This is a genomic window from Pedobacter sp. (assembly GCF_965249885.1).
Classification (GTDB): domain Bacteria; phylum Bacteroidota; class Bacteroidia; order Sphingobacteriales; family Sphingobacteriaceae; genus Pedobacter.
Genome location: NZ_OZ252254.1, coordinates 1,803,554 through 1,817,532, shown reverse-complemented (window position 1 = coordinate 1,817,532; position 13,979 = coordinate 1,803,554). Strand labels below are relative to the sequence as shown.

Sequence of the window (13,979 nt, the reverse complement as noted above, 5' to 3'; positions counted from 1 at the left end):
CTCCGCCAATTAATTAAACAAAATGAAAACAATTATATGCAGCATTTCAGCCTTGTTTGGGCTAGTTATGCAAGTAAACGCACAAGTGGGCAATTTGCCTTCGCCACCACAACCTGCTGTGCCGCAAGTACAGGCTTACAGCAATACGAGTACTACCGTAACTACACACAGTAAACAAACCACCGATGGTAAAACGGTGTATGATACCCGTAGTTATAGCACTTCTGGAACACAGCAAGATCAATATGACGATCCGCAGAAGACCAAATCGTTCTCTAAATCCTATGCTTTGGGAAGAGGAGATAAAGTGAATGTTTCGAACATCTACGGAAATATCATTGTTAAAACCTGGGAAAAGAACGAAGTAAAACTAGACGCAGATATTAGAGCATTTGCCAATACGGAAGATGAAGCGCAAAAACTCATCGACAATGTGACCATCACATCGACAAAAAATGATGATGAAGCGGTTTTCAAAACGCAAATGGAAGATCGCAATGGTAACTGGGGAAATGGGAGCAGAAATGGAAGAAGATGGCGCAGGGAAGTAAAAATTTTTATGACGCTTTACCTTCCAGCAAACGTGGCGCTTACGGCTACTCAACAGTATGGCAACCTAGAAATCCCCGATTTTTCGGGACCAACTGCGCTTAAGGTGCAATACGGTAAGCTCATTACTGGAGATTTAAAAAATGTAAACAACTTTATTTCGGCACAGTACACCAGTGTTGATTTAAAAGATGTGAATAAAGCAACCATCAAACAACAATACGGCAGTGGTTTAAGTATTGCGTCTATAGGAGATTTAAATCTTAACGCTCAATATGCTACGGTGCGTATTGGAAACATTAGGGGCAACGCTAACATTAAACAACAATATGGCAGCGGTTTAAGCATTTCATCGGTGGATAATTTAGACTTAGACGCTCAATATGCTTCTGTTAAAATTGGAACTATTAAAGGCGATGCCGGAATTAAAGTACAATATGGTAGTGGTTTAACTATTGAACAGGCGGGAAATTTAAGCTTGACGTCGCAATATGTTGCTGTTAGAGTAGGTAAATTGATGGGCAATTTTACCGCCAAATCACAGTACGGCGGACGGTTAACCGTTGATCAGGTTGCTGCTAGTAGTAAAATTGTGAATTTAGACACAGAATATATCACCGTAACCTTGGGTTTTGCTGCTAACTACGGAGGGAATTTTAATACAAACGTGAGTTATTCTAGCTTTAAAGCTGGTGAAAATATCACGGCTAGGAAAGTGGGAGATGATGATGACCGTAATTATAGTTCGACCAAAGAATACACGGGAAGTGTTGGCAGAGGCGGAGCATCAAATGTGAGGGTTAATGCCAGGTACGGCTCTGTAACTTTCAGGGTGATTTAGAAGCTGCTTGCGTTTAAAATGAAGTTTAAAAGCGCATTACTTACAAGTAATTAGAACCAAAACTTTATATTAATTCATGAATGGTGCAAGCAAAGAAATCAAACTTGTGTACCATTCATGAATTTTGTTTTTATCAAACCCAATTAATTCTTTGGAAAAGAGGCTTTTTGAGGATAGATCTCTTTAAAAGCAGTTTTAATAGTGTCGTTTTCTAATGCCTGATTGTAGAAATACACTTCGTTATTGATGCCCAAACTCCGATTGATTTGTACTTGCTGCTTTAACAGCTCCGGCGTCATCTTGATATTTCCGCCCTCCATCAAAATGATACCTGTTGCAAATAGTTGGTTCGGATTGTTCTGCTTTACGATGGTATTGGCTTCAGTTACCGTCGCTTTATAGGCATCGGCACTGTACCTGTAGCATTGTACCACTAACAAATCACAATACTTGTTTTTAATCCAATTAGGCCAATCTTGCATCAGGTTGTCCTTGCTCCACGGAAATGGGTTAGGCGCAAAACTTACCATCACATTTTTGTTCTGTGCTTTTACACTTTTATATAATTTACCGGCAAAGTCATTCAGGATATCCAATCTCCAGTTCACCCAAGCGGTATCGTTGAAATCATTTGGTGGAGCAGAGCCGGCATGTTCTTTTTTGTATTTGGCAACGGTAAACTCATCGTAGCCGGAGTTTTTAGGCATTGCAGGTAACCGATCATCTCCTTGTATCCCATCCACTTCAGGGTACAGGCTGATGCCCTCTTTTATGAGTTCCAACAAATACTGTTGCACCTCAGGATGGTAAGCGTTAAAGTAATAATCTTTTTGGTGATAATTGGCAGGCTTTCCATCGTTGCCGAGGGCTAAAAATTTTGGATTGTTAGCTAACAGCGGATGGTTTGAGGTCATTTCCTTGATATCTCCCATAAAACCATATTCGTACCAAAAAAATACCTTTATTCCTTTTTGATGAGCCAAAACAATCAAATCTTTTACAGGATCGTTTGTTGGCGAATTGTACTTGCCAATGTAAGGCTGTAGGAGCGAAGTAGAATCTAGCACTTGTTTGCCGGTATATTTTTGAAGTACCTTGCTTTTGTAAATCGTCTTCGACTCGGCATAAGACACCAAATAAATGGCGTTAAAGTTGAGTTCATCCAACAAGCCCACAAAATTTTTAATTTGCTGATAACTGTGCATTACTTTGGTATACTTAGGGGCGGGCACCCAAACTCCCCTTATGGCTTGAGGAGTTTCTGAGGCAATGCAACAGGAATGGGCAAAAATAAAAAAGGAAATTACAAAAAATCTCATGCAAATAATTGAGCTAAACCACTACTTATTATAAGTTTCAAAAAAGGTAGGGAACTTTTTAACACCTTCAAAAAACCAAAAACTTTCTCCAACAATTCCCTCGGCCCGGTTGGCATCTATCATTTGTTTAAAGAAATCATCCGTTGGATTGTAAGTGCCATTTTGTATCAATACTCCCGGATAAAATTTAGATTTATGCTGCGGTTTAACGTAGGTTAATTGTTGCTTTAGCGTTGATTTGTAAGACGCAATATCATAACGATAGTGCTGAGGGATTACCAAATCGGCGTAGCCTTTATCCAACCAGTTTGGCCAATCTTGCAGGTATTCATCTTTTGCCCAAGGGTGTACGCTTGGCGCAACTGTAACCATTACTTTAGGTTTTTTGGCTTTAACTTGTTGATAAAGCTTGCCTAAAAAAGTGGTCAATAAATCTGCTCGCCAATTTACCCATTCCGTGTTTTTATAGTCGCTCGGTGGGTTAGCTCCCGAGTGTTGCGCCTTATACAAATTCACAGTATAATCATCGTATCCGCCAGTTGAAGGTAATGCTGGCAAACGATCATCTCCTTGCACCCCATCAACATCGTATTTTTCAACTACTTCTAGCACCAACGATGAAATAAAATCCTGTACTTCTGGCATAAAGGCGTTCATCCATTCGAAGCCATTTTTGGTCAGTAAATTACCATTGCTATCTTTTGCCGCCCATTGTGGTTTAGTTTGGAGGATAAGACCGCCGTTTTGATTGTTAGAAGCAGCAAAGCCATACTCGAACCAAGCGTGTACTTTTATGCCAGCCTTATGTCCCTCTTCAATCATTTCTTGAAGCGGATCTCTGCCCTGAAATTTTGAAGCTATCTTCGCGCTTTCACCAAATAAATTGGCCATTACTGTACTTGGATAAAGCGTACGTCCTTGGTTCCAAACTACCACAAAAATATTATTGATGCCGCTTTTTTTGCAGGTGGCAACAGCTTCCTGAATGTTTGCTCTTGAATCAAGCGCTGTACTAGCCACATTGGTAATCCAAGTTCCGGCAAAATGCGGATCTGATTTTGTTTTAGTAGGAGGTAAGGAGGCTTCGTTTTTTTTACAAGCACAACTTACCAAAGTTATAATTGCCACTAGGGCGATAGTTGATTTCTTTAACATCTTTTTCTTAATATCCATTCCCGTTGATATTTACCGTTTCGCCGCCTTTCAATAATTCTGCTTCCGATGCTACAATGCTGAAATAATTAGTTGCAGGGCATCTCATATCCGTTAAGCGGCCACTATGCGCTGGAACTTTAATGGTTTTACCCTCGTAGCTTCTCAGCAGATACGTTTCCAACCACTTTGAATTTTCTACTTTAGCTTTAGTTACTTGTGCAGGTTTACCTTCGTTGCTTACCTGATCTATTGCATTTACTCGTTTAAACTCGCCCATGGATCCTGGTCGGTAACCATCTGCGTCAAACTCTTTTTCAAACTTTTTGCCTGCGCCTTCTACCGTAAACTTTAATTTTCCGTTAGCTACAATTTCAACCGACATGGTTACCTCTTCCTCTGGATACCAGTAATACGCCGGTTGTGCTGGAGCATTTTCGTAAGCAGCAGCTTGTCCGCCAGAATGCGAAGTGCGTCTTAAAAAAGGTCTGAAAGCTTTACGCTCAGTACTTACCGCACCGTTCTCTATCACTACTTCCCAAGTTAAGCCGATGTCTGTTTCTTGTCCGCCCATGCTGCCTCCCATATAAACCGACGGATTATCCAAATATTGGCCCGGTTTAGCGGGATTATTGCGTGTTGGGTCAAAAGTAATTTTTGGTAATGTTACCCTACCTCCAATGCCCAACCAAACATCTTTACTTGATACCATTTTGCGGTAATAGGCACCGTTGAAACAAGGTTTGGTTTTGTCGGGTCTAATTTCGCTTTTAAAAAAAGTGTTAATTGGGTCGGTTTCTGTTTCGCTTTTTTCGGGCGTTTTATCCTCTTTTCCACAAGCCAACAGTGCTAAAACTAGGCAAGCATTAACAAATTTAAACATGGTTAACTTTTTCATTTTAAAAATATTAGTAGAATGGGGACAAAGCGCTAACCTTGTCCCCATTAGTTTTATTGTTCCAACTTATAAAGCTGCATGCCAATGTTGGTACATGCAAAAACAGCATGTAACTTTCCATTCACTTTAGCAATATCCACGTCCATTGTAACGTTTGCATTTGCTGCGGTAGAAGGCATTAATACATTCATAATTGGATTTTGTACCGCAGTAGTTTTGTTATCGGTAATATCTGCCAAGCGGAAGTAAGCGCCTTTTCCTGATGAATACACTACAAAACCTAAGTAAATTCTGTTATCTAGTTTATAAACTTTACAATCGGAAGCCGATAGTCCAGAGGTTTTTCCTAGTTCATCCATAGTGCTGCCTAAAGCAATGATGCCGTTGAAATTTGTTCCAGTTGCGGCACCAATGAAGCCCGGCGTTCCAATTGGCATTGGCTCAATGCTGTAGTAAAAGCCAGTTGCAGCATAAGGGAAGGCATATTTGGTAGGTGTTGGATTTAACACACCAGCAGTTACCGTCCAAACGAAAACATCTGTGCTTTGCGCCCTGGCTACCGTGATGATCGCATTTCCATCTAAGCTACCTGTTACGTTAATACCAGCTGCTCTAAATGCCGTAGTACCTAAACCTAAACTCGCTGAAGAGTAAGTAATGTATGGTACCGGGGCCGCTGTTACGTTGTCCCATTTATAGATGGTTTGATCAACGGTAGTTAAACCTAAAGAAACCGCTAGTATTACTCCTTTACTGTCCGTAGCTACTTTACGTAAGCTATTAGCTATTACCACTCCGGTTTTGTTTAGTACGCCAACTTGGTTACCTGCTAAGTCGTAATAATTTGGACCTATTACGGTTGGCGCCGTCGCTTGATAATTGGCTACCACAATATTACTTCCGCTAAGAGCTATACCTGCTAAGTCGTTTGCAGGGTATCCAAAGGCAGCATAATCTTTAGAAAACACAGGTTTTAACGAAAGCTGAGGTACGCCAATGGTGAATTGTTTTTCAATACCATCAGAGCCGGTAATTTTTACTTTCTCAGATGAGGTCAATAAATTCAGGTTGGTACCTGTAAAGCTAGGATCTATCCTGTTTCCAAAACCAGCTGCAATGGTTACGGTAGCCTTTGAAAAATCGGTAATTCCTTTTACGTAAGGAATGATGGTGCTTGGTGCTACAAACACAACCGAATCAGTAGAGATGCCGTTGATAGTCATAGAGCGTACCGAAGCCGGGCCAACTTGCTCAGTAGTGATGATAAAATCGTAACTGTAAATGGTTTCGCCATCAGCCCCTCTAACTTTGAAGGTTTTTTGGGTACTGTAATCGGCAGCCTGGCCATTGGTAAAATCAACCAAAGTACCGTTTACAAAATCCATTGTTACTTTTAAATTAGTAAGGTTGGTGTTTTTTGGCACCTGTACAATCAAGGAGGTACTGCTAAAGTGTACATCAGCTTTTGGAATGTTTAACCCTTCGATGATAAATGTAGATAGCAATGGAGGAGATTGTATTTTTAGTACGGTTCCTACATCTGCGCCATCCGCTCCTTTTAAGTTAAGGTTAAGCGGTTTGCGTACATCTCTAATTTGATTGTTTTCAAAGTCGATAACTTCACCATTGGCTACTAAAACCTGCAATTTAACTTTTGACAAGTCTCTGCCTGCAGGCACCACCACACTAGCTACGTTAGCATTATAGCTTGGAGTGAAAAGCTCGTTGTTGATTTTTACGCCAACAATTTTTGCCGCTTCGTAACTTCTGTCAAGTTCGTCTTTCTTTTTACAGCTGGCAAAAATTACCACCAGTAACAGTATAAACTGGATGGTTTTAAATTTCATATTCTTCATACTTTCAATTCTAGATTTGAATAATACCATCTTATTGGCCATAGCCTGGATTTTGTCCTAGCCAAGGCGCTTTATTGAGTTCGGTTTGAGGGATAGGCCACACATAGAACCTATCTTCCCATTTACGGTTTCTATCTCTGGTACGTAATTTTGCCGCGTAAGCTTGGTAGCTGGCAACGTCGTTTAAATCACGCTCTGAGCCTGCGCCACCAAAGGAAGGAACCATATCTGGGGTTACTTGGTCGTATCCGTTAGGATAAACTTTAGTGGTGGTATTTACACCTGTTGCTAAAGGATAGCCGTAAGTTGGTTCCGCATTTTGGATCGCTCCCAATCTCCAACGACGCATATCAAAAAAGTACAACTGTTCTTTTGCCAATTCTACTTTACGCTCCCTGCGTACAATTTGACGCATTTTGTCTTGGTTTCCAGCTCTTGATGGATCGGCCACTAAAATTGAAGGCATGCCCACCCTTGCTCTAACTTGATCAATTGCATTAACTACAGTAGCATCCAATTCGCCCAATTCAATTTTAGCTTCGGCGTAAGTCAGTAAAATTTCTGCATAACGCATTAACAAAATGTTATAGGTAGGCAAGGCCGTACTTTCATCATCAAAATGATTGTATTTTCTCCAAGCAAAGCCAACACCGCTTTGTACGTATCCAAATTGTGCAACTGAGCCTGCATAGTCTAAGTTGTCTACCAACCTTGCATTTCCTTGCGCATCAAACGATTTAGTTTGTGGATTGTAGATTTCCATCAAAAACTTCAGCTTGTTACTTCCAGTGTTGCCAATAATGGTATCGCCTTGCGTATAAATGGTGTATTTTAAACGAGGGTCGCGGTTAATGAACGGCGTTTTAGGATTGTAACCAGATCCTGCTTCATCAATACGTTTTCCGTTGCTGGTTTCGTAGGTATCTACCAATTGCTGTGTAGGGAACCTGCCGCTTTGGCCAATCATACGTACTTGCTCACCTAACGACATATAGTGCGAGTTTTTATCGCCAAAATCAGAGAACATCATAAACATCATGGTTTCTCTTTTGGTATCGGCTTTAAGCTGCCCTGCTCTGGTAAACAGGTCATTGTAGTTGGTGGCTAAACCTCTGCCGCTTTCGTCCATAATCCTTTTGGCTGCGGTAGCGGCAATTCTGAAAAACTCCGTCGCTTTTTGAGGATCTTTAACGGCATCTTTACCAAAACCAAATTTGCTCCAAGATGCTGCGTATAAGGCAATACGAGCTTTTAGGCCTAAGGCAACCGATTTATCTACACGGCCCCATTCAGTAGCAATCCAAGGTAGATTGGTGGCGGCATCATCCAAATCAGCAATGATGGATGTAACAGCAGTTTGCCAAGGCGTACGCCCAACGTTTTGTAGTTGTGCTTCAGTTACCGGATCGGTAAAGTAAGGGATATCTCCAAAAAGACTGACTAACTGGATATTGTAGTGCGCTCTAAGCACCCTAACTTCTGATACGTATTGTTTTGCTTTATCGTTAAGCTCGCTATAGTAAGGCTGCGCACCGCTAATTACCGAGTTACAACGAGCCACTGAAGTGTAAAGGTTGGCCCAAGTAAGCTCTTGTGCGTAGTTGGTTCTTAGGTCAACACTGCCCACGCCAATACTTGCGTTATCGGCCCTTTCGATACCAAAAGGCGTGTACATATCCCAGAGTATTGACAATGGGATGTTGCTACTGCCACCATGGTTCATTTTTAATAATTGATAACAGCCGTTAGCTCCTTGTTTAATGGCGCCTTCGTTATTATAAAAGTTGGATGATAAGTAGTCGCTTAGCGGTTCTCTATCCAAATAATCTTTTTTACAACCAGATGCCGATACTAACGCGGCTACTCCTAAAATGGCGAAACTGGTTTTCATGATCTTATTTTTCATTTTTAATTAGGTCTAAGATTAAAAGCTAAGGTTAAGTCCGAAAGTATAGGTTTGCATGATAGGGTAGAACTCTCCACCAACTGATCCGCCATAGCTTACCTCAGGATCGTATCCATCGTAGAAATTGCTTATTGTGAATAGATTTTGTGCACTAACATATAATCTTAAACTCGATAATTTGAGTTTTTGAGCAGTAGCTTTAGGAAGCGTATAGCCTAAAACTACGTTCTTTAATCTGGTGTAGTTGGCATTTCTCACCCATTTGTCTGATTTAACGAAGTTATCGTTTGCATTAGCCTCGGGTACTAAAATAGGATAAGCCGCATTAGGATTTTCTGGAGTCCAGTAATCCAATTGGTGCCTAAATAAGTTAGCGCCGTTAGCAAATGGTTTTAAACCTACCCCGCTTAAAAAGGCAGAACGTTGTCCAATACCTTGGATGAAAGCGGTAAAATCGAAGTTTTTCCATCCGGCGGTTAAGGTAACGCCGTATTCGTAATGAGGGAAAGGATCGCCTAGATAAACGATATCTCTAGAATCGAGCAATAAAGGGTCAACACCCGGTCCGCTGTAGATTTTTTTGTATTTAACGAAGCCCGGACGAGCTGAACCACTCAATTTTGGCGAGTTGGCCACATCTTCCCAGCTTTGGAAATAACCATCTGATAAATAACCCCAAACACCTCCATTTGGATAACCCTCTACCTGCGTACGGTCTTGAGAGTTTTGTCCTCTTAGGTCGGTAATTTTATTGCGGTTATCGTTAAGAGAAACGGTTATGCCGTAATTGAATTCGTTGATTTTGTTTTTGTAGCCTAAGGCAATTTCCCAGCCTTTATTTTCCATGCTGCCTGCATTAGAAAATGCTGGTTGCATCCCTGCATAGTACGGAAGCGGGAATCTCAACAACATGTCTTCAATTCGTTTTACGTAATAATCTGCAGTTAAAGTCAATTTATCTTTAAACATCGCTACGTCAATACCTACGTCAAACTGTTTTGATGTTTCCCAGCTGATGTTGCTGTTTGATAAAGCCACCTGTGCCACCCCTGTAGCCAGTTCTTTGCCATCGCCTAAGTAATAGCCATAGCCGGTATTAACAGTAGCGGCATAAGGGTAGTTACCGATATCTTGGTTACCCAATAAGCCATAAGAAACTCTCAATTTTAATTGGTCGATGAACTTTTGGGTTTTAGCCATAAAGCTTTCTTGAGATACTACCCAACCTGCAGATACTGAAGGGAAGAAGCCCCAACGGTTATCTCTGGTAAATCTCGATGAGCCATCATACCTTCCGTTTACCTCTAGCAAATATTTTTGAGCGTAGTTGTAGTTAAGCCTTGCATAGCCCGACATCATTGCCCACTCGGTAGCGCCACCGCCTGAAGTTGCTGATGCGCCATCGCCATTGCTTAAGTAATAACGGCCTAGTTCAAAACCGTTTTTCGAACCAAAAAATGAGGTGAAGGTATTGTCTTCTGCCTGATAACCAACCAATAATTTAGCAAAATGCTTGTTAATGGTTTTTTCGTATGAGGTTTGTAAACGGTAGAAATTTCTGATCGTTTGGTTCCAGCTTTCAGTTAAATCATCCTGAGCAGGATAATTACCTAACACATTACCTTTTAATGAAACAGTATATGGTTTGATCAGGCTTCTGCCTCTACCGGTTACTGTTCGGTAAGAGTACTGGCCTAAAACTTCAAAACCAGCAATTGGTGTTAAGGTTAACGTTCCATTAACAATGGTTTCGGTACCTTTTGACTTTTGCTCACCGCTATCATAAGCTTGTGCGGTTGGATTGTCACCATTTTTTCCGTAGCCCCAATTTCCATCAAGCTCACGAGCTGCGGATAACGTTGGCAACATGTAAAGTGCTTTGTTGATAATGCTTTTTGGCGTATTAACCCCTGGCGCAAGTGTGTTCGATTCTCTCAAGCTAGTGTTTAATGAAAACTTAGCCCAGCTTAACAAATTGGCATCTGCATTAAGCAAAAGGTTGGTTCTTCTGTAGTTGTTGTTTACAATTAAACCATCCTGACCAAGGAAAGATCCCGAACCAAAGAAAGAGATTTTTTCTCCGCCGCCACTTACAGTAACATTATGGTTGTGCATAAAGGCGTTGTCTTTGATGGTCTCGGCCTTCCAATCTGTATCATAACGATTCCAGTTGTCCGGTTTCAAAGTGCGTTGTTGCTCAATTAACCTCAATTGCTGTTCTCTTTGTGTAGGCGATACCGAGACGCCTGCGTTATCCAATGAATTTAGCTCCGCTTGAAGATATTCCCAGGCAGAAACTGGATCGGGCATATTGGTTGGTCTTTGTAGGGTGGTGTAACCTGCATAAGTGGTTTTTACATCGCCTTTCTTACCTCTTTTAGTGGTAATTAAAATCACACCATTTGAGGCTCTTGAACCATAAATAGAAGCAGAGGCCGCATCTTTCAATACGGATACTGACTCCACTACGTTCATGTCCACTTGGTTGATATCCGTCTCAATTCCATCAACTAAAACCAATGGAAAGGTAGTGGAGTTGATAGATCCAATACCGCGGATACGGATGTTTGATCCATCAGCACCTGGCTGCCCAGAAGTTTGTTGAATGGTAACGCCCGCCATCTTTCCTTGCAATGCGGTTGACAAAGAAGCTACGGCACGTTGGCCTATTTCCTCGCCGCTTAATGCAGAAACAGAACCTGTTAGCGTTGCTTTTTTCTGTTTTGCGTAACCTACAACCACCATTTCATCCAACGAGGTTGAGGCTGCATCCAATACAAGATTAAGGCTAGTTTGGTTGCTGTAGCTAATAGTTTTGCTTACATACCCGATGTAAGAAAATGTAATGGTGTTTCCCTGTGATACAGGAATTTGAAACTGTCCATTCTGATCGGTAATTACAACTTGCTTAGTGTTGTTGTTGATTACGCTAACGCCCGGTAAGGGGCTAGCATTGTCAGAAACCTTTCCTTTTAAGGTGGTTTGTGCATATAAGCATGTTGAACTTACCGCAATTAGAAATAAAATTAAGGTCAAAGCTCTTTTCATACGGTACTACATTTTGGTTTGTTTTGGTTAGATAATTTTAAGTGCTTCATTTTGTTATTGATTCAGTTCTGTTTAAGGATTTGAGACAGGCCAGTCGGCTTTTTCTTTGCCGTAGTTGTAATTAGGTTTGCTCCCCATCACATAGCTCAGTTCACCACCTTCCATAATTTGTTGGTATTTGATATAGGTTTTGGTATAAGCTTTTCCGTTCAGTTTTACTGATTGGATAAATTTGTTTTCAGCGCTGTTATATTGAGCAGTTATTTTAAACTTTTTACCATTGTTAAGGTTAATTTCTACCTCATCCGCCAAAGGCGATCCAAAAACAAACAGCCCGTTAACCGGATTTACTGGATAAAAACCCAATGCCGAAAAAATGTACCAAGCAGACATTTGCCCACAATCTTCATTGCCAATTAGGCCATCAGGAGAAGCCTTGTAAAACTGATTGCAAACTTGGCGCACCTTTTCTGCGGTTTTCCACTGTTGGCCAACAAAAGGGTATAAATACGAAATGTGGTGACTTGGTTCGTTGCCGTGGGCAAATTGACCAATCATGCCGGTAATATCTATGGATGCTCCTTCGTTTAAAGCAGAGCTCACCGTAAATAAGCTATCAAGTTTTTTAGTGAAAGGTGCTTTCCCGCCAAATAAACCCACCAATCCTTCTACATCCTGAGGCACCAACCAGGTGTATTGCCAAGCATTGCCTTCTACATAATCATCCTCTAGGTGTAAGCTGTGGTAAGGGTTAAAGTTTGCACGCCACCGACCGTTAGCTAATTTTCCTCTCATGAAACCACTTTGCTTATCAAAATATTGTTGGTAGCTTTTAGCAAGCTTCGCATATTTTTCCGCTTCGGCTTTGTAGCCTAAATGTTTGGCTAATTTTGCAATGGCATCATAGTCTATGGCGTACTCTAATCCCTTTGCCACCGACCAAACTTCTTCGTCTGCAGGAATGTAGCCACGCTCCCGTATGGCTTTTAAACCATTTTGATCGTATTTGTCGAAATCCTTAACGGCATTCCACAATTTTTCTTTATCGATGTTGAAGCCTTTCAGGTAGGCATCTATTACGACTGGAATGCTGTGCACACCAACCATACAATCAGTTTCGTTGCCTGCTAGGTGCCATACTGGCATGCGTTTTTGCTGACTGTTAATTTGCAGTAAGGTATTGGCATAACTGGAAACAGCGGTATCCGTTAAGGTGTATAATGGGTGTACGGCCCTGTAGGTGTCCCATAAAGAAAATACGCTGTAAGTGTCGGCACTTGATGGATATATTTTTCCGTCGGCACCTCTGTATTTCCCATCAGCATCACTAAATAATGAAGGGGAGATTTGCGTGTGATAAAGAGCCGTGTAGAATTTCACTTTCGTAAGTGAATCTTTCGACTTGAAGTTGAAGCTCGCTAAAGACGAATTCCAGCGTGAGATAGCTTCTTCTTTGATTGCGGCAAAATCCCAGCTTTTAATTTCCGATTTCAAATTTAAGGCAGCACCATCTGTAGAGGTATAAGAAATACCCGTTTTGATCATCAATGGCTTCCCATCATTTTCGAAGGATAAAAGGCTGATCACACCTTCAGTGCTAGTAGCCGTTTTGCCGCCATCAGCAGTCTGGCCTTTCAGTAGGCTTTTGCTAACAATTGGCTTAGAAAAAACACTAACAAAATACACTTTATGGTCGCGGGCCCATTCATCGGAACTCCTAAAACCCGCAACGGTTGTGTCGTTAATAATAGTTAATGACGAGCCTGTAGTTCCTTTGCGAGCCATTAACGATTGTACACTCTCGGCCAGGTTGATCACTACGTTTGCGGCACTGTCTTTAGGGTAGCTGTATGTTTGAAAACTGCATCTTTCAGTAGCAGTTAATTCTACTTTGATGTTATACCTATTTAAGTTAACTGAATAATAACCCGGGCTAACTTTTTGATTTTTTTTATTAAAGATGCTATAGTAAAAATTTGCAGTGCGGTTTGTGTCGGCGGCATCTGGCTGTTCGAAATTTCCTGTTGGCATAAATAACACATCACCCAAATCAGCAATGCCAGTACCGCTTAAATGAGTTTGCGCAAAGCCTATAATTGTCGAGTCAGAGTCGTGATATCCAGAACACCAATCCCAACCTTTGCTAAGGTTGTTTGGCCCTACTTGAGCCATGCCATGTGGTACGGAAGCACCAACGAAAACATGACCATGGCCTCCAGAACCAATTAATGGATCTACAAAGCGCACATAATTTTCTACGCCAGAATCTGATTGGTTTTTACATCCCAAAAGACTAATCATAAGCGTAAACGACAGCAAAAAATACATGCTGCTTTTGGTGCTTCGTCGAATATTTAAGTACGAACACTTCATAGTTTTGCTTTTGGTTATGTAATACTCAATTGACCCG

General features: G+C 41.2%; 8 protein-coding genes. 1 reads left to right on the top strand and 7 read right to left on the bottom strand.

Features of this window, described 5'->3' with window-relative positions:
* Positions 1-22 precede the first annotated feature (22 nt).
* Entirely contained in the window at positions 23-1,390 is a 1,368-nt protein-coding gene (locus ACY2A0_RS07695) for a hypothetical protein (RefSeq protein ID WP_461788977.1), read from the top strand.
* 143 nt (positions 1,391-1,533) lie between these two features.
* Here ACY2A0_RS07695 and ACY2A0_RS07690 read toward each other — a convergent pair whose 3' ends face one another.
* From ACY2A0_RS07690 to ACY2A0_RS07660, 7 genes are all read right to left on the bottom strand, one after another.
* A complete protein-coding gene (locus tag ACY2A0_RS07690) occupies positions 1,534-2,709 on the bottom strand; it encodes a glycoside hydrolase family 10 protein (protein ID WP_461788976.1) in 1,176 nt (391 codons plus the stop codon).
* A 21-nt stretch (positions 2,710-2,730) separates the two neighbouring features.
* Positions 2,731-3,882, bottom strand: coding sequence for a glycoside hydrolase family 10 protein (locus ACY2A0_RS07685; RefSeq protein WP_461788975.1), 1,152 nt, complete (start codon positions 3,880-3,882; stop codon positions 2,731-2,733).
* Positions 3,872-4,759: a hypothetical protein gene (locus ACY2A0_RS07680; protein ID WP_461788974.1), complete on the bottom strand. Its 888-nt coding sequence runs from the start codon at positions 4,757-4,759 to the stop codon at positions 3,872-3,874. Before ACY2A0_RS07680 ends, ACY2A0_RS07685 begins: the two co-directional genes overlap by 11 nt.
* 53 nt (positions 4,760-4,812) lie before the next feature.
* The gene (locus ACY2A0_RS07675; RefSeq protein ID WP_461788973.1) at positions 4,813-6,615 is read right to left on the bottom strand and encodes a DUF5018 domain-containing protein; all 1,803 of its coding nucleotides are present in this window, start codon (positions 6,613-6,615) and stop codon (positions 4,813-4,815) included.
* A 31-nt stretch (positions 6,616-6,646) separates the two neighbouring features.
* Positions 6,647-8,521, bottom strand: coding sequence for a RagB/SusD family nutrient uptake outer membrane protein (locus ACY2A0_RS07670; protein ID WP_461788972.1), 1,875 nt, complete (start codon positions 8,519-8,521; stop codon positions 6,647-6,649).
* Between the two features lie 18 nt (positions 8,522-8,539).
* Positions 8,540-11,569 (bottom strand): SusC/RagA family TonB-linked outer membrane protein, encoded by a 3,030-nt coding sequence (locus ACY2A0_RS07665; protein WP_461788971.1) that lies wholly within the window; start codon positions 11,567-11,569, stop codon positions 8,540-8,542.
* Positions 11,570-11,641: 72 nt separating this feature from the next.
* Entirely contained in the window at positions 11,642-13,942 is a 2,301-nt protein-coding gene (locus tag ACY2A0_RS07660) for a GH92 family glycosyl hydrolase (protein ID WP_461788970.1), read from the bottom strand.
* Positions 13,943-13,979 lie beyond the last annotated feature (37 nt).